13 protein-coding genes are annotated in these 17,516 nt (G+C 74.2%); 9 read left to right on the forward strand and 4 right to left on the reverse strand.

Going from position 1 to position 17,516, the window contains the following annotated elements; genetic code table 11:
- Window positions 1–1,179: heparinase II/III family protein (locus tag EOE48_RS24420; RefSeq protein ID WP_187371530.1), on the reverse strand; the 1,179-nt coding region annotated here is incomplete at its 3' end.
- A 186-nt stretch (window positions 1,180–1,365) separates the two neighbouring features.
- Here EOE48_RS24420 and wecB point away from each other — a divergent pair.
- From wecB to EOE48_RS24440, 4 genes are all read left to right on the forward strand, one after another.
- Window positions 1,366–2,571, forward strand: a complete 1,206-nt coding sequence (gene wecB, locus EOE48_RS24425) for a non-hydrolyzing UDP-N-acetylglucosamine 2-epimerase (RefSeq protein ID WP_127733494.1) — start codon at window positions 1,366–1,368, stop codon at window positions 2,569–2,571.
- Window positions 2,572–2,612: 41 nt separating this feature from the next.
- Window positions 2,613–3,890 (forward strand): UDP-N-acetyl-D-mannosamine dehydrogenase, encoded by a 1,278-nt coding sequence (wecC, locus tag EOE48_RS24430; protein WP_127733495.1) that lies wholly within the window; start codon window positions 2,613–2,615, stop codon window positions 3,888–3,890.
- Window positions 3,891–3,983: 93 nt separating this feature from the next.
- Window positions 3,984–4,760 (forward strand): WecB/TagA/CpsF family glycosyltransferase, encoded by a 777-nt coding sequence (locus EOE48_RS24435; protein WP_127733496.1) that lies wholly within the window; start codon window positions 3,984–3,986, stop codon window positions 4,758–4,760.
- A 5-nt stretch (window positions 4,761–4,765) separates the two neighbouring features.
- Window positions 4,766–6,247, forward strand: a complete 1,482-nt coding sequence (locus tag EOE48_RS24440) for a polysaccharide biosynthesis C-terminal domain-containing protein (protein ID WP_127733497.1) — start codon at window positions 4,766–4,768, stop codon at window positions 6,245–6,247.
- On the opposite strand, the gene EOE48_RS24445 is transcribed toward EOE48_RS24440, so the two are convergent.
- The gene (locus EOE48_RS24445; protein ID WP_187371531.1) at window positions 6,222–7,346 is read right to left on the reverse strand and encodes a glycosyltransferase; all 1,125 of its coding nucleotides are present in this window, start codon (window positions 7,344–7,346) and stop codon (window positions 6,222–6,224) included. The genes EOE48_RS24440 and EOE48_RS24445 overlap by 26 nt on opposite strands.
- Before the next feature lie 158 nt (window positions 7,347–7,504).
- Here EOE48_RS24445 and EOE48_RS24450 point away from each other — a divergent pair, with 158 nt between their 5' ends.
- The 5 genes from EOE48_RS24450 to fumC all read left to right on the forward strand — a co-directional run bounded on the left by EOE48_RS24450 (window position 7,505) and on the right by fumC (window position 14,504).
- A complete protein-coding gene (locus tag EOE48_RS24450) occupies window positions 7,505–8,938 on the forward strand; it encodes a phenylacetate--CoA ligase family protein (RefSeq protein WP_127733499.1) in 1,434 nt (477 codons plus the stop codon).
- A gap of 560 nt (window positions 8,939–9,498) precedes the next feature.
- Complete coding sequence (locus EOE48_RS24455; RefSeq protein WP_127733500.1) at window positions 9,499–9,897, forward strand: cupin domain-containing protein; 399 nt, start codon at window positions 9,499–9,501, stop codon at window positions 9,895–9,897.
- A gap of 17 nt (window positions 9,898–9,914) precedes the next feature.
- Window positions 9,915–11,423: a malate dehydrogenase (quinone) gene (gene mqo / locus EOE48_RS24460; RefSeq protein ID WP_127733501.1), complete on the forward strand. Its 1,509-nt coding sequence runs from the start codon at window positions 9,915–9,917 to the stop codon at window positions 11,421–11,423.
- Between the two features lie 264 nt (window positions 11,424–11,687).
- A complete protein-coding gene (locus tag EOE48_RS24465; RefSeq protein ID WP_127733502.1) occupies window positions 11,688–13,040 on the forward strand; it encodes a threonine/serine exporter family protein in 1,353 nt (450 codons plus the stop codon).
- A 3-nt stretch (window positions 13,041–13,043) separates the two neighbouring features.
- Window positions 13,044–14,504 (forward strand): class II fumarate hydratase, encoded by a 1,461-nt coding sequence (fumC, locus tag EOE48_RS24470; RefSeq protein WP_127733503.1) that lies wholly within the window; start codon window positions 13,044–13,046, stop codon window positions 14,502–14,504.
- A gap of 108 nt (window positions 14,505–14,612) precedes the next feature.
- Here the strand turns inward: fumC and glcE are convergent, their stop codons facing one another.
- Window positions 14,613–15,803 (reverse strand): glycolate oxidase subunit GlcE, encoded by a 1,191-nt coding sequence (gene glcE, locus EOE48_RS24475; protein ID WP_127733504.1) that lies wholly within the window; start codon window positions 15,801–15,803, stop codon window positions 14,613–14,615.
- A 103-nt stretch (window positions 15,804–15,906) separates the two neighbouring features.
- Window positions 15,907–17,337: a lipopolysaccharide biosynthesis protein gene (locus tag EOE48_RS24480; protein WP_127733505.1), complete on the reverse strand. Its 1,431-nt coding sequence runs from the start codon at window positions 17,335–17,337 to the stop codon at window positions 15,907–15,909.
- Between the last annotated feature and the right edge of the window lie 179 nt (window positions 17,338–17,516).

A 17,516-nucleotide genomic window follows, 5' to 3' on the forward strand; every position in this document is an offset into this window, starting at 1 on the left:
CGCGAGGTCCGGCCGCCCGGCGAGCCCGGCGGCGGCGGCGGTCACCGACGCGACGTAGCGCGGCTCCCGGTCCGGCGGCTGGGCGAGCACCCGGCCCTCGTCGTCGTCCCCGATCGCCGGGACGCGGCCGGTCCCGTCCATCAGCGCCCCCAGGAAGGCGGCGCCGCGGGCGAGCCGCTCCTCGACGATGGGCGCCAGCGGCCGGCCGAGGTCGCGCCCGAGCCGCAACGCCAGCGCCAGCATCTCCATGGTGAACGCCTGGTAGGTCGGCGACTGCTCGGCGCCGACGCCGTCGGCGAGGATCTGACGGTCGGCCTCCTCCTCCAGGATGCGCCGGCCCGCCGCCTCCCAGGCGCCCCCGCCCTGCCCGAGGAGCAGGCCGGCGAGGAACAGGCCGAGACCCTCCGCGACCCGGTGGTTGTTGGCCGAGGAATGCAGCGAGGGGAAGTCGGCGAGGTGGTGGGCGCTCGCCGCGGCGAGACGTCGCACCAGGGCGCGGTCGTCCGGCGGCAGGCCCTCCGGTCCGGCCGCGGCGGCGAGCAGCAGCACGCCGACGAGGCGCATCGCCAGCTCGATCCCCGAGACCCAGTGCACCCCGCCATAGGGCGGGTTGGCGGCCGCGAAGCTGCGCAGCAGGGCGAGCGCGACAGTCCCGGCCGCGTCGTCGCCGGCGGCGAGCGCGCAGGCGAGCGGGTGGAGCATCTGCAGCCGGGCCGGCTCCCAGACGTACTTCACGTCGCCGAACCGTGCGTCATGCCCGGGCGTTGCACTCGTCGAGCGCACGTCGACCCGGAACGAGGACATGTCAGGACCCGGCCACGTGCCGCCCCCGATCGGATCGTGCAGCCAGAACGCCGCGTCGGCCTCGCCGAAGCGGGGACGCGGCCAGTCGCGGCCGAGGAAGCGCAGCCGGCCCTCGCGCGCCCGCGCCACGCTCTCGCGCACCGCCGGCAGGCCGGCCGCGGCGGCGAGGTCGCGGCGCAGGGCCGGGAAGGCGGGCAGGGGCGCCTGCGCATCGGCCGGATCCGGTCCCCAGCCCGCCGCGAGGGCACGCCAGTGACGCTTGCGCCGCGCCTCGCCGACCCGGTGCACGATCTCGACCGGCGACATCGTCCGCAGACGCCCGGCATACCAGCGCAACCGGGTCACAGTCCCGTTCAGGCGATGCCAGCCATTCATCGAATTTCTTTCATTCCCGAAACGAGACACGACAATCCCGCATTGAGATAGGCCCGACGCCCCGCGCGGATCGAAGACCCCCAGGAGTATCGCAAAACGACACTTCCAGGGAGTTTCGAGATGGATTCCGTTTTGCTCCCTGGAAGTTCATCTGGATGACGAACGCCGATCAGGATTAACAAGCCGATGAAGATTCTCTCCGTGTTCGGCACGCGGCCCGAGGCGATCAAGATGGCACCGGTCGTCGCGCGACTGCGCGAGACGCCGGGCGTGACCTCCCGGGTCTGCGTCACCGGGCAGCACCGGCAGATGCTGGACAGCGTCCTGTCGACCTTCGGGATCGTGCCCGACCACGACCTCGCGGTGATGCGCCCCGACCAGGGATTGTCGGACCTGTTCGCCCGGGTGATGACCGGCGTCGACGCCCTCCTGGCCGAGTGGCGGCCGGACTACGTCCTCGTGCAGGGCGACACCGCGACCAGCACCGCGGCCGGCCTCGCGGCGTTCTTCCGCAAGGTCGCGATCGGCCATGTCGAGGCCGGCCTGCGCACCGGCGACATCGCGAGCCCGTGGCCGGAGGAGGCCAACCGCCGGCTGACCGCCGTGGTGGCCGACCGGCACTACGCCCCGACCGCCCGCGCCCGCGCCGCCCTCCTGGCCGAGGGCACCGCCCCCGACAGCATCCTGGTCACCGGCAATACCGGCATCGATGCCCTGCTGCGCACCGCCGAGGCGGTCACGGCGCCCGGCCCGGCGCTGGCGGCGCGGGAGGCGCGGTTCGGCTGGCTCGACCCGCAGGTCCGCACGGTCCTCGTCACCGGGCACCGGCGCGAGAGCTTCGGCGCCGGTTTCGGCCGCATCTGCGACGCGGTCGCGGCGCTCGCCGAGCGCCCGGGCGTGCAGGTGGTCTACCCGGTCCATCTCAACCCGAACGTGCGCGGCCCGGTCTTCGCGCGCCTCGGCGGCCTGCCCGGCGTGCGGCTGATCGAGCCGCTCGACTATCCCGACTTCGTCTACATGATGACCCGCGCCGACCTGATCCTGACCGATTCCGGCGGGGTGCAGGAGGAGGCGCCGGTGCTGCGCAAGCCGGTGCTGGTGATGCGCGACACCAGCGAGCGCGCCGAGGCGATCGAGGCCGGGGTGGCGCGTCTCGTCGGCACCGATACCGCGGCGATCGTCGCGGCCGCCGTCCGGCTCCTGGAGGACGCCGCCGCCTACCGGGCGATGGCGACCGGCGCGAGCCCGTTCGGCGACGGGCATGCCAGCGCCCGCATCGTCGCCGACCTGCTCGCCCAGGGTGGCGGCCCGCTGCCCCTGCGCCGCTCGATCAAGACCCGCGACTTCGTCCCCGCCATCCGCCCCGTCGCGGCGGCCGGCCTGTCGGCCTGAATCCCCTCCCCCGCCCGCTCTTCAGTTCCGGAGTTCCGTCGATGACCCTCGCCCGCAAGACCATCTCGGTGATCGGCCTCGGTTATGTCGGCCTGCCGACCGCCGCGACCTTCGCCTCGCGCGGGATCGCGGTCGTCGGCGTCGACATCCGCGAGGAGGCGGTCGCCCGCATCCGCGCGGGCGCGGCGCACTTCATCGAGCCCGACCTCGACGCGGTGCTGAGGCGGGTCGTGGCCTCGGGCCACCTGCGCGCCACCACCGTGCCCGAGCCGGCCGAGGCGTTCCTGATCGCGGTGCCGACCCCGATCCGCCACGACCGCACCGCCGACCTCTCGGCGGTGACCGCGGCGCTGGCCTCGATCGCGCCGGTGCTGAAGCGGGGCGACCTCGTCGTCATCGAATCGACCTGCCCGGTCGGCACCACCGCGAAGGCGGCCCGCCAGTTGCGCGACCTGCGCCCGGACCTCAGCTTCCCGGACACGGCGCCGGAGGCCTCCGACGTGCTCCTCGCCTACAGCCCGGAGCGGATCCTGCCCGGCCAGACCCTGCGCGAGCTCGTCGACAACCCGCGCACCTATGGCGGCCTCGACCACCGCAGCGCCGTCGCGGCCCGCGACCTCTACGCCGCCTTCGCCGCAGGGCCGAGCCGCCTCACCTCGGCGCCGGAGGCCGAGCTGTCGAAGCTCGTCGAGAACGCCTACCGCGACGTGAACTGCGCCTTCGCCAACGAATTGTCGCTGGTCTGCGACGCCTTCGGGCTCGACGTGTGGTCGGTGATCGGGCTCGCCAACCTGCATCCGCGGGTCGATATCCTGTCGCCGGGCGCCGGCGTCGGCGGCCACTGCATCCCGGTCGACCCGTGGTTCATCCACGAGGCGCTGCCCGACCGCACGCCGCTGATCCGCGCCGCCCGCGAGGTCAACGACAACAAGCCGCTCTTCGTCGCCGGGCGGATCGCCGAGGCGGCCTCGCGGTTCGCGGCGCCGGTGATCGCGGTGCTCGGCCTCGCCTACAAGCCGAACGTCGACGACCTGCGCGAGAGCCCGGCCCTGCGCATCGCCCGCGAACTCGCCGCCGACGAGACCGGCCGGCTGATGATCGTCGAGCCGCATGTCCGCCACCTGCCGCCCGACCTCGCCGCCCGCGACGGGGTGACCCTCGCCTCCCTCGACGAGGCGCTGGCCCAGGCCGACGTGGTCGCGGTGCTGGTCGGCCACGACGCCTTCCGGTCGATCGACCGGGCGCTCCTCGCCGGCAAGGCGGTGGTCGACGCCGTCGGCCTGACCCCCGGCCTCGAAGCCGCCGCGGCCGCCGCCTGAGCGGCACGCCCCTCCCCTGCCCCTCCGGCCCCGCCTCGCTTCCCCCGCCGGCACGCCCCCCGCCCCGGCGGACGATCTCCAAGGAATCCGGTCATGCGCGTCGAACTCCTCGGCCTGCCGGTCGACATCCTCACCCGCCGGGAGACCCTCGGCCGGGCGCTCGCGGCGATGCGCGGCCGGACCCGCTGCCAGCACGTCGCCCTCAACGTCGCCAAGCTGGTCCAGGCCCGCCGCGACCCCGAACTCGACCGCGACGTGCGCGAGAGCGACATCGTCGGCATCGACGGCGCCGGGATCGCGCTGGCGCTCCGGCTGCTCGGCGAGGGCCGGGTCGAGCGGGTGGCGGGGATCGACCTGTTCCAGGATCTCGTCGGGCTCTGCGCCGCCGAGGGCCTGCGCCCCTACCTGCTCGGCGCCCGGCCCGAGGTGGTGGGCGAGACCGCGCAGGTCCTCGCCCGGCGCCATCCCGGCCTCGTCCTGGCCGGCTGGCACGACGGCTACTTCCGGCCCGACGAGGAGGAGGCGGTCTGCCGCGCCATCGCCGAGAGCCGGGCCGACTGCCTGTTCATCGCCCTGCCGACCCCGGCCAAGGAGCGCTTCATGGCCCGCCACCGCGACCGCCTCGGCGTGCCGTTCGTGATGGGCGTCGGCGGCTCGTTCGACGTCATCGCCGGCCGGGTCCGGCGGGCGCCGCGCCTCGTCCAGGCCGCGGGCCTCGAATGGTTCTACCGTCTCGCCCAGGAGCCGCGCCGCCTCGCCGCCCGCTACCTGCGCACCAACGCGGCCTTCGCGGTCCTGCTCGCGGGCGCGCTGCTGCGGCGCCTCGCCCACGGCCGTCCTGTCCTCCGCCGCGCCGACCACCGGGGCTGACGTCGATGGAGCGCGCCGCCTACATCCTCTACTTCCTGGCCAACCTCGCGCCCCGGGCGCTGATGTTCGTCCTGCTGATCGTGCTGACCCGGCTGATGCCGATGGGCGAGTACGGGCTGTTCGTGCTCGTCGTCACCACCGGCGAGATCTGCGACATGGCGCTCGGCAACTGGGTGCGGGTCTTCGCCCTGCGCAGCGAGGGCGCCGGCGGGCGGGTCCGGCCGCGCCGGCTCGGCCGGCTCGTGGCGCTGACCGCCGGGATGACCGCGGTCTCGCTCGTCTTCGCGATCGGCAGCGGGCTCCTGCGCCACGACCAGGGCTTCGCCTTCGCGCTCGCGGTCTCGGCGTACCTCCTCGCCTTCGCCCCCTTGCGGCTGTCGCTGATCCTGCTGCAGATCCGCCGGATGCACCGCACCTACGCGGCGGTGGAGGCGCTGCGCGCCGCCGGCACCCTCGCGGCGGCGAGCGCCGCCACCGTGCTCGCCGGCCCGGGCTTCCTCGCCGCGACCCTCGGGCTTGCCGGGGCGACGCTGCTCGCCGGCCTCGTCGGGCTGGTGCGGGCGATGCGCGGCGTCGCTCGGCCGCAGCGGGCGCGCACCGGCTACGGCGCCGCCATCGCGTTCGGCCTGCCGGTGATGCTCGCGAGCCTGCTCGCCTACACGATCGGCATCGTCGACCGCTACGCCGTCGACATGCTGATGGGGCCTCACGCCGTCGCGGTGCTGGCGGCGGCCTACTCCCTCGCCCGCCAGCCGGTCGACCTCTTCCTCGGCCCGCTCAACGCCTACGCCTTCCCCCACCTCGTGCGCCTCTACGAGCAGGAGGGGGCGGCGGCGACCGGGCGGGCCCAGGCCGGCCTCATCGCCACCCTGGCGATCGTCGGCGGCGCGATCGTGTCGGGCCTCAGCCTGCTCGCGGTGCCGCTGCTGGCGGTGGCGCTGCCGGCCGACTACCGCGAGGAGGGCGCGGTCCTGATCCCGTGGATCGCCGTCGGCTCGCTCGCCATCGCGACGAAGTTCTTCATCTTCGACAACGCCTTCCACCTCTCGAAGCGGACCTGGCTGCAACCGCCCGCGATGACGCCCCCGGCGCTGTTCGGCATCCTCCTGTGCTTCCTGCTGATCCCTCGTCTCGGGATCCTCGGCGCCGGCATCAGCTACGCGCTGGCCTCGCTGGCGGCCTGCACGGTCACGGCGCTCATCACCCGGCGGATCATCCCGATCCCGCTGCCCTGGCGAGCGCTGGGCCGGGTCGCGGCGGCCAATCTCGGCGGCTGCCTCGCGCTGGTGGCGGTCCGCGGCGCCGTCGATCCCCTCGGCCCGGTGGCGGTCCTCGTCGGCGGCACGCTGGCCTTCGTGGTGGTCTATGCCGGGCTGCTGCACCTGTTCGGCATCGCCGTGCGGCGGGTCGCCGAGACGCCGTGGGCGCCCCTCGGCCCGGGCGGCAGGGCCGGCCCCGGCCTCACGCCGGCCCTGGCGAAGAGCTGAGGCCGCCGTGCCCCACCCCCCCGAACAGCGCGAGGTAGTCGGCGACCACCCGAGCGGTGGCGTAGCGGGCGGCCCGGTCCCGGCGCGGGCCGGGCTCGCCCGGGCGCGCGAGGGCCTCGGCGAGGGCCGCCGCCAGGGCGGCCTCGTCGCCGACCGGCACCAGGGCGCCGTGACGGCCGTCGTCGAGGATCTCCCGCGGGCCGCCGCAATCGGTCGCCACCACCGGCAGGCCGGAGGCCAGCGCCTCGACCACGACGTTGCCGAAGCCCTCGCTGCGCGACGACAGGGCGAAGACCCGCGCCCCGGCATAGGCCGGCCACGGCGAGGCGGCGTAGCCCGGCAGGGCGACCCGGTCGCCGAGGCCGAGGGACCCGGCCAGGGCCTCGAGCGCGGCCCGCTCCGGCCCCTCGCCCAGGATGACGAGGCGCGGCTCCCCCGGCAGCCGGGCGAAGGCGCGGATCAGGGTCGGAAACTCCTTCTCGGGGGCGAGGCGGCCGACCGACAGGATCACGGGCGGGCGCGCCAGCAGCGCCGCCGCGTCGGCGGCCGGCAGCGCCGCCTCGACCGGGACGGCGTTGGGGATGACGGCGATGCGCGCCGCCGCTCCGCGCCACTCCTCGACGAGGTGGTGCGCGAGCGCCTGCGAGACGCAGACCGAGCGCGCCGCGAGGCGGGTGAGGACCGGGGCCAACCGGAACGCCAGCCCGCCGAGCAGGCCGCGGCCGACGTCGCTGCGGCCGTGATAGGACAGCACCACCGGCACGCTCGCGCGGGCGAGCAGGCGCGCGAGCGTCAGCTTCACGTTCGCCGCCCCGCCGACCGCCAGCACGACGTCGAGCCGAGCCGCCGGGTCGCCGCGCCCGGCGCGCAGGTGGCCGGCGAGCGCCCGCACGGCCGCGCCGTGGCCGCGCCCGAGGGCGGTGACCGTCACGCCCGGATCGAGGAAGCCGCGGTTCTCCGGCGCGTCGAAATCGACGAACAGCCGCACCCGGCACCCGGCCTCGCGGAAGCCCGAGGCGAGCACCGCCGCGGCCCGTTCCGCCCCGCCTCCCGCGAGGGCCGGCACGTAGAGCGCGACGCGGAGCGGGGATGCGGTCACGGCAGGGCTCCAGTCGATGCCGGCCGGCCGGACGGATCCCGCCGCGGGCGTGAAGCGAAACGCAACCTCCGGACCGCCATCCTGCGTCCTCCCGGGGATGCGACCCACCCTGCCTAGACCCGCCCCGGTTGCGGAGCGATGAAGATGCGGAGCCTCCCGTGAACGCCCTCGACGTCGCCCGCGGCGCCTATGCGCGCCTGCCCGTGCGGGCCCGGCTCGGCCTCGGCCGGGTGCTGCGCCACCTTCCGGCCTCGTTGAAGTACGGCGGCACCTACCGGTCGTGGCGCCGGCGGATCGCCGCGGCGGCGGGCGACCCCGCCGGCGCGGCCGCCGCGCAGGAGGCGGCCCTGGTGGCGGTCGTGACGCGGGCGCGGGCGGCGAGCCCGGCCCATCGCGAGCGGCTCGTCCCGATCCTCGGCGACGGCCCGCTCGACGCCGCCGCCCTGCGGGCCGCCTGGGCGAGGGTCCCGGTCCTCACCGCCGCCGAGGTGATGGCGCAGGGAACCCGGCTGTGCACCGTCGACCCGGCGACGCTCGACGAATGCGCCACCGGCGGCTCCTCGGGCCGGCCGGTGAGGTTCCTGCTCGACCGCGGCCGCTCGCCGGTCGAGGTCGCCTTCGTGCACGAGGCCTGGGCGCGCGCCGGCTTCCGCCCCGGCGACGCGCGCGCGGTGTTCCGCGGCGTCGAGGTGCGGGGCGCCGGCCACATGCAGGACGAGCCGGCGCTCGGCGAGTTGCGCTGCTCGGTGTTCCACCTCTCCGACCCGGTGATGGCCGGCTACCTCGCCGAGATCCGCCGGCGCGGCATCGCGTTCCTGCACGGCTACCCGTCGGCGCTGAGCATCTTCGCGGCCTACGTCCTGCGCGCCCACGGGCCGCTGGCGCAGATCCGCGGCGTGCTGCCGACCTCCGAGCGCATCCCGGAGCCGTTCCGGGCCACCCTCGCGCGCGCGTTCCCGGGCGCGGTGCTGGCGCCGTTCTACGGCCTGAGCGAGAAGGTCGCCTTCGCCACCGAGGTCCCGGGCGAGCCCGACCACTACGTCTTCGATCCGCTCTACGGCCATGCCGAGATCGTGGACGAGGCCGGCACCCCGCTCTCCCGGCCGGGCGAGCGCGGGCGCCTCGTCGCCACCGGCCTGCTGTTTCCGGGCATGCCGCTGATCCGCTACGAGACCGGCGACGAGGCCGAGGTCGTGGCGGCCCCGACCCGGGAGAACGGCGCCCGCCTGACCGTGCGGGCGATCGTGCCGCGCCACGGCCACGACTACCTCGTCGGCCGCTCCGGCATCCTGGTGCCGCTCTCGGCGATGCTCCAGGTCGACGAGGAGATCTTCGGGGTCGGCGAGTTCCAGTTCGTGCAGGAGGAGCCCGGCCGGGTGATCCTGCGCATCGTCCCGCGCGGCGGGGCGGTGCCGGACTTCACCGGCTACCTGCTGCGGGCCAACCGCAAGGCGGCCGGCGAACTCGACCTGCGGCTGGAGATCGTCGACGGGCTGCCGACCACCGTGCGCGGCAAGCGCAAGTTCATCGACCAGCGCCTCGACGTCGCCCGCGAGGCGGCGCGCCTCGCCGAGGAGCCGGTGGTCGCCTGAGACGGAATCCGCATCGCGAAAGCGACCGCTTGCGGTCGCCGGAAGCGATCCCGCAGGGATCGCCGAGCGATCGATCGAAAATCGTATGACGAGCCCGCGCGGCGCCTGAGCGAGGCCGATTTTCGCATCGCGAATGCGATCCCGCAGGGCTCGCATTCGCGATCGATCGAAAATCGTATGACGCGGTGGCCAGCCCGGACCCGCCGGCGCCGCGGGTCGGCGTCCGCGCCGCGCCATGCCGGGCGCCACGACGGCACTTCAGGAAAAAGTCATCGTCGGCCCATGGCGGTGCCGTGTCCCCGTGCGGCCCGGCTGCCGCGTCGTCAGGCTTTCCTCAAGGTCTATGCCGGATGCTTCCCCGCATCCACCGGGTCGTCCACGCCATGTCGCCTCAGCACGGTGCCGCCCCCGAGGTCCCGGTCCGGTGCCCGGCACCTGCGCCGTCCCGGCCGGACCGGACCTCCCCGCGACCCCGGGGAACCGGAACCTCCGCCCGGCATTGCGGCGGGCGCCGACGGCCGGCAAACATGGCGGCCCCTGCAATCGGAGACCAGACGGTCATGATCCGCTGCGTGAGACTATGGACCGGTGACGACGGCAATTCCTGCTTCGAGGAAGGGCACATCGAGATCGGCGAGGGTCTGCACGGGAAGGCGTCCGGGCTGCCGATCGCGGTCACCGAACTGTCGTTCCAGGAGACGGCGTCGGGCGGCTCGTTCGCGTGGCACCAGGATCCGCAGCCGCAATTCGTCATCACCCTGTCGGGAACGCTCGAATTCGAGGTGAAGTCGGGAGCGACCTTCACCATCCGCCCGGGCGACGTGCTGCTGGCCCAGGACGACACCGGCTCCGGGCATCGCTGGAAGCTCGTCGGCGACGAGCCGTGGCGCCGCGCCTACGTCGTCTATCGACCGGACACCGAGATCCGCTTCGTGCCCGCGAGCCGGGCTGCCGCCTGACGCAACTGGAGCTGTGCATGTCCCTGGGATCGATCGATCGTCCCGACGTCGTCCTGATCGGCGCCGGCATCATGAGCGCCACCCTCGGCACGGTGCTGAAGGAGCTCGACCCGTCCCTGTCCGTCGTGATGGTCGAGACCCTGCACGACTGCGCGCAGGAATCCTCGCAGGGCTGGAACAACGCCGGCACCGGCCACGCCGCGAATTGCGAGCTGAACTACACGCCCCAGCGCCCCGACGGCACCGTCGACATCTCGCGCGCGCTCGAGGTGAACACTGAGTTCGACGTCTCGCGTCAGCTCTGGGCGCATCTGGTGCGGAAGGGCACGATCCCCGACCCGCGCGCCTTCATCCATCCCTGCCCGCACATGAGCTTCGTCTGGGGTGCCGGGAACGTCGCCTTCCTGCGCGAGCGCTACAAGGAGATGTCGGCCCACCACTGCTACCACGGCATGGAGTACACCGAGGACGGCAGGACGATCGCCGAGTGGGCGCCGCTGGTGATGGAGGGCCGCGAGGACGGCGAACCTCTCGCGGCCACCCGCATCGTCACCGGCACCGACGTCGATTACGGCGCGCTGACCCATCTGCTGGTCAGGCAGCTCGCCGATCAGACCGGCTTCGAGGTGCACTACAACCGCAAGGTCGTCGATCTCGCGAAGGGCGATGACGGGCGCTGGACGGTCACGGTCGAGGACACCGGCGACGCGACGCGCCAGACCGTCTCGGCGAGGTTCGTGTTCATCGGCGCCGGCGGCGGCTCCCTGCCGCTGCTGCAGAAATCCGGCATCCCGGAAGGCAGGGGCTACGGCGGCTTCCCGGTCTCCGGCATCTGGCTGCGCTGCGACGTCGACGCGGTGTCCGAGCGCCACCACGCCAAGGTCTACGGCAAGGCCGGGGTCGGCTCGCCGCCGATGTCGGTACCCCACCTCGACACCCGGATCGTCGGCGGCAAGCGCTCGCTGCTGTTCGGGCCCTATGCCGGCTTCTCGTCGCGCTTCCTCAAGCACGGCTCGCTCGCCGACCTGTTCACCGCCCTGACCCACGACAACGTCGGGCCGCTGCTCGACGTCGCCAAGGACAACGTCAAGCTCACGGAATACCTCGTCGGGCAGGTCCTGCAGAGCTCCAGCCGGCAATTCGCGACGCTGAAGCAGTTCTTCCCCCGCGCCGCGAAGAAGGACTGGCAGGAGGCGGTCGCCGGCCAGCGCGTCGAGACGATCCGGCCGTCCGGCCATGGCGGTCTGTTCGCGGGCGGCGAGCTCGAATTCGGCACCGAGGTGGTGGTCGCGGGCGACAAGTCGCTGTGCGCGCTGCTCGGCGCCTCGCCGGGCGCCTCCACCGCCGCGGTCATCGCGCTCCAGGTGCTCCAGGACTGCTTCGCCGACCGGCTCACCGAGGATGCCTGGCTGCCGGCGCTCAAGCGCGTGATTCCGACCTACGGCATCGACCTGAAGACCGACGCCGGGGCCTGCCGCCGGACCCGCGCCGACACGGCCGCGGTCCTCAGGATCGAGAACGTCTAGAGCGCTTCACGATTGCGATGCGATCGCGAAGCTTCTCCAGGTCTTTGATTGTGCCGCATTTTCTACGACGAACCGGTCTCCGCTTCGTCGGAAAATGCTCGAGAGCGGGGTCCACACGGTGCCATCGGATCCGTCTCCGGGTCGCTGGTCTTGCGGAAGTGTCGACGACCGGGCGGTCTCCGCCCCGTCGCAGGGCCGCATGCCCGACGAACCTGGAACCGGATCCGGTCGCACCCCGATCCGATGCCGTCGGGAGCCTCCGTCATGTCGCAGACCGTCGCCGACCTCGTCACGCGGCCCGGCACGGTTTCGGTGCCGGGGGCAGGGCCGGGCCCGACGAGCGCCCCTTCTGAAGCGGGGGCGTCGCCCGACCTCGCCGCGCATCTCGCCCTGCGCGTGGGACGGCTGCTCCTCGTCAACGGGGCCGACACCCGCAGCGCGCTCGCCCGGATGGAGGAGGTCGGTGCCCTGGCCGGGCACCGCGTCCGCGCGCTGGCCCTGCCGGAAGGCGTGATCGTGACGGCCGGCGACGGCCCGGCGGAGCGCACCCGTCTCGGCCGGACGATCCCGGCGCTGGGCGTCGACATGGCCCGGCTCGGCGCGGTCGAGGGAGCCCTGGACGAGGTCCGGGCCGGCACCCTCGACGCCACCGGCCTCGATGCCCGTCTCGATGCGGCCGAGCGCGCGCAGGGCCATCCGGGCTGGCTGGTGGCGGCCGGCGTCGGCGTCACCGCCGCCGCGCTGGCCCGCCTCTTCGGTGCGGACTGGCCGGTGGTCGCCGCCGCCTTCGCGGCGGGTCTCGTCTCGACGGTCCTGCGCCGCCGGTTCGCCGCCGGCGGGCTCAACCCCTTTGCCGCGACGCTGGCCACCGCGCTCGTCAGCGGCCTCGTCGCGGTGCTGCTGATCCGGCTCGCCCCCGGCACCTCGGCCGTGCTCGGCCTCACCGCCGCCGGGATGATCCTCGTGCCCGGCGTGCCGCTGGTCAACGGCGTGCGCGACCTCGTCACCGGCCATGTCGGCACCGCGGTGGCGCGGCTCGCCACCGGTGCCGCGACCGTGCTGGCGATCGGCTTCGCGCTGGTCCTCGCCGCCGGCCTGACCGGCGCCGCCCTGCCGGTCGGCGAGGCGCCGGGCCGGCTGCCGGTGTGGCAGGATCTCGTGTTCTCGGCCGCGGCGGCGATCGGCTACGCGCTGCTGTTCAACGTGCCGGCCCGCCTCGTGCCGATCTGCATGGCCTGCAGCATGGCGAGCCACGGGCTGCGCACCGCGCTCGCGGAATCCGGCGTCGATCTCCTCGCCGGCTCGGCGCTCGGGGCGCTCGCGGCGGGCGTCGTCGCCGGCCTCGCGGCCACGCGCTGCCGCGTTCCCGCCGTCACCTTCGCGTTTCCCGGCATCGTCGCGATGATCCCGGGCTCCTACGGCTTCCGCGCCGCGATCGGGGGCCTGCATCTGATGACGGAGGGTGCCGGCACCTCCGCGGCGCTCGTCGCCGAGACCGTCTCGCTGAGCCTGACCACCGCGGCGATGACGGTCGCGATCGGGATCGGCCTCGTCGTGGCCCTCGCGCTCGTTCCCGGGCGGCCGGCCTCCTCCCACCTCCCGCCCCACGGAGCCTGACCGATGCCCGACGCCACGCAAGACCATCCGGTGATGAAGGACCTGCCGATCGGCATCGATGCCGCCGGGATGCGGGAGGAGTTCGACTCGATGGGCCAGGTCGCGGTGCCCGCCGACAAGTACTGGGGCGCGCAGACCCAGCGCTCGCTGCAGCACTTCTCGATCGGCCACGACCACATGCCGAAGGAGGTCTACCACGCCTACGGCATCGTCAAGAAGGCGGCGGCGCTGGTGAACCGGGAGGCCGGACGGCTGCCGGCGTGGAAGGCCGACGCCATCGTGAGGGCCGCCGACGAGGCGATCTCCGGGAAGCTCGACGACCACTTCCCGCTGTTCGTCTGGCAGACCGGCTCGGGCACCCAGTCGAACATGAACGTCAACGAGGTGCTGTCGAACCGGGCGATCCAGCTCCTCGGCGGCACGCTCGGCAGCCAGCACCCGGTCGGCCCGAACGACGACGTCAACATGGGCCAGTCCTCCAACGACAGCTTCCCGACCGCGATGCACGTCGCGGCGGTGACGCTGATCGACGAGCGCCTCGTGCCCGAACTGGCGAAGCTCGCCGCGACCATCGAGCGGAAGGCCGCCGGCTGGATGGACGTGGTGAAGGTCGGGCGCACCCATCTCGAGGACGCCACGCCGCTGTCGGTCGGGCAGGAATGGTCGGGCTGGGCGGCGCAGTTGCGGGCGGCGGTGGCCGAGATCGAGCGCAGCCGCGAGGGCCTCTACGAACTCGCCCTCGGCGGCACCGCGGTCGGCACCGGCCTCAACGCGCCGCAGGGCTTCTCGAAGAACGTCGCCGCCAGGATCGCGGAACTGACCGGCCGGCCGTTCGTGACCGCGCCGAACAAGTTCATGGCCCAGGGCTCGCTCGACGCGATGGTGCGGGCCTCCGCCGCCCTGCGCGGCGCCGCCGTCGCGCTGATGAAGATCGCCAACGACATGCGCTGGCTCGCCTCGGGCCCGCGCTGCGGTCTCGGCGAGCTGAAGCTGCCGGCCAACGAGCCCGGCTCGTCGATCATGCCCGGCAAGGTCAACCCGACCCAGTGCGAGGCGATGGTGATGATCGCGATCCAGGTGATCGGCGAGGACACGGCGGTCGCCTTCGCGGGCTCGCAGGGCAACTTCGAGCTGAACGCGATGCGCCCGATCATCATCAACAACGTCCTGCACTCGGCGACCATCCTGGCCGACGGGGCGGAGAAGTTCCGGACCTATTCGGTCGAGGGCACCGACATCGACCGCGACAGGATCGGCGGCTACGTCGCCAACAACCTGATGCTCGTCACCGCGCTGTCGCCGGTGATCGGCTACCAGAACGCCGCCCACATCGCCGAGGACGCCCAGGCCACCGGCTCGACCCTGAAGGCCGCCGCGCTCAAGTCGGGCCACGTGACCGAGGCGGAGTACGACGAGATCATCGTTCCGCGGAGCATGATCGGCGAGGGCGTCGCCGGCGCCTGAGCGACGCCGACATCCGCATCGCGAAAGCGATCCGGCAGGATCGCCAGAAGCGATCATCCGGATTCCGGATGACGGCGCCGGGAGGGGGCCGCCCGGCCGGCGCCTGCGCTACAGCCCGGCATACATCCGGCCCGGGTTGAACAGCCCGGCCGGATCGTGGGCGGCCTTGAGGCCGGCCGAGACCCGCATCAGCGGCTCGGCGAGCGGCTCGAACACCGGCACCGCCGCCCGCACCGCGTCGGGCGCCCGCACCAGCGTCGCGTGGCCGCCGCCCGGCCGCAGGGCGGCGCGCACGGCCTCGGCCCCGGCATCGCCCGAGGCCGGGGTGAGAACCCAGATCAGCCCGCCGCCCCAGTCGAAGAACCAGCGCGCCTCGCGGGCGGCGGCGATCGCGGCGGCCACCGCCGGGCCGCGGCTCGGGGCGGTGGAGAGGCGCCACACCGCTCCGTCCGCCGCCGCCGCCGCGAACGGCCGCACGTCGCGCACGCCGGCCCACAGGGCGGCGGCCTCGTCGCCCTCGACCAGGGCCGGGCCCCCGAAGGCGCGCAGCAGGCGGCGCAGCTCCCCGAGCCGGTACTCGACCGAGGCGGAGAACCCCTCGATGCGCAGCAGCGTGCGCGCCTCGCCGCCGTCGATTCCCGCCGGCAGGTGGGCCGCGCCGGTGATCTCGAACGGCGAGCCGAGGGCGAGGCTCATCGCCGCGACCGCGCGCGCGTCGTCGAGGCCGGCGAGGACCAGGGTCGCCGTGCGCTCGGGGATCGGCAGCACCTTGAACGTCACCTCGGTGAGGAAGCCGAGGGTGCCCCAGGAGCCGGCCATCAGCTTCACGAGGTCGAGGCCGGTGACGTTCTTCATCACCCGGCCGCCGGACTTCACCGCCTCGCCGCGGCCGTTGATGAAGCGCACCCCGATCAGGCTGTCGCGGGCCGCGCCGCCGGCGATCCGGCGCGGGCCCGAGACGTTGCCGGCGGCGACGCCGCCGATCGTCGGCTCGCCGGCCGAGCCGAGGAGCGCGCGGTGGTCCATCGGCTCGAACGGCAGCATCTGGCGGCCGGCGGCGAGCCGCTCCTCGATCTCGGCCAGCGGAGTGCCGGCGCGGGCGGCGATGACGAGCTCGGCCGGCTCGTAGAGCGTGATGCCGCGCAGGGCCGCGGCCGAGAGCGTCGCCTCGTCCTGGGCCGGCCGGCCGAGTCCGGCGCGGGTGTTGCCGCCGACGAGCCGCAGCCGCTCCCGCCGCGCCGCCGCGGCGCTGACCACGGATGCCGCCTCGGCCTCGTCGCGGGGCTGGTAGGTGCTCATCGGGTGGGTCTCGCAGGGGGATGCCGGGCGCCGGCGGGGGCGCGCATCCTGGCGAAGCCGCCCCGGCTTGCCCAGCCCACCGGGCCCGAAAAACGCGCCGGATTCAGGCGGCCGATGCCCGCGCCCGGCGCTGGGTCTCGACCGCGCCGCGCAGGCCCGCGATGTCGAAGCGCCAGACCAGGGCGCCGTAGACCGCCGCACCCAGCCCGACGCAGGCCGGCAGGGCGAGCCACGGGTCGAGGCCGCGCAGGGGCAGCACGGCGGCGAGCATGGCGAGCGTCGCGGCCGCCGCCGCCGCGAGGTCGCGCCAGGGCAGGTGCAGCCGCCCCTTCCCGGTGAGCGCCCGCGCGGCCAGGAAGGCGGCGGCGGCGAGGAAGCCGAGGGTCTGCGCCACCGCGACCCCGATCGGCCCGAGCGGGCCGGGCAGCGCGACGAGCCCGAGCGCGTTGACGGCGGCGCCGACGACGGCGGCGACGATCACCGGCAGGGTGCGGCGGCGGATCTGGAACACCGGGTTGAGGGCGTAGTTCATCGCCGCGAAGGCGACGAGGCCGGGCAGCATCGGCAGCAGGTAGCGCGAAAAATGGCCCTGGAAGGCGGCCGGCACCGCGATCGCCTCGATCGCCGGCAGCACGGCCCAGAACCCCGCGGCGCTCGGCAGGATCAGCGCCGCCACCACCGCGACGTTGCGCGCCACCTGCTCCTCCCCGGCGGCGTGCCCGCCCTCCTCCTCGGCTCGCACGGCGATCTGGAACAGCAGCACGTCGAGGGCGGCGCCCAGCGTGCCGAACACCCGGGTGCCGATGTCGGAGGCGAGGGAGAAGTAGCCGGATTCCGAGAAGCCGCCGAAGGCCGCGATGACGCTGCGGTTGGCGAACGGCATCAGCTGGTAGACGACGTTGGCGGCGATCAGCGGCAGGCCGTAGGCGATGAAGACCTGCAGGGTGGTGCGGCCCCGGCCGGTCTCCGGGCGGTGGCGCGGGTCGGTGAGGCCGCGGTGGATCAGCACCGCGGCGAGGAACTGGCTGATGCCCGCCGCCGCGATGACCGCGGTGGCGTCGCCGGTGAGCCAGGCGGTGGCGACCATCAGCACCAGGGCGAGGCCGCTCTTCACCAGGACCAGCTTGAGGTAGAGCCCGCCGATGAACCGGGCCCGGGCCAGCGTGGTCTGGTAGTCGAAGAACCCGATCCCGACCGCGGTCGCCACCGCCGCCGCCGCGAGGGTGGCGGGCGGACCGGCGACGGGCCGCCCGGCGAGGCACAGCAGGGCCGCCGCCGTGAGGCACAGGGCGGTGACCGCGTAGGCGCGGTCGAGCATCGCGCGGATCCACGGCTCCTCGCCGCGGACCCGCTCGGAATAGAACCGCGTCGCCGACAGCCGCAGCCACTCGAAGAACAGCGTGGTGAGCACCACCGAGCCGGCGATGCCGAGGGCGAACCGGCCGAAATCCGCCGGCCCGAGGATCTGCGCCAGCAGCAGCCCGAGGGCGAGGTTCAGGACCGCGTTGACCACGTAGGCTGCGATGACCGCCATCGGATGACACTATCTCTCGCGGCAGGGGCCGCCGGAACCGGGCGGGTGGGCCACGTCTCTGTGGCGGCATCACGTCGGAGGGGGAGGTCGGGTTCTCGATCTCCCCGCGGGCGCAGGGCGGCCCCTAAAAATTCCTTCCAGAATCAAGCGCGGGATCCCCTCTCCCGAGTGGGAGAGGG

It is taken from the genome of Methylobacterium oryzihabitans, from assembly GCF_004004555.2.
In the GTDB taxonomy this organism is placed as follows: domain Bacteria; phylum Pseudomonadota; class Alphaproteobacteria; order Rhizobiales; family Beijerinckiaceae; genus Methylobacterium; species Methylobacterium oryzihabitans.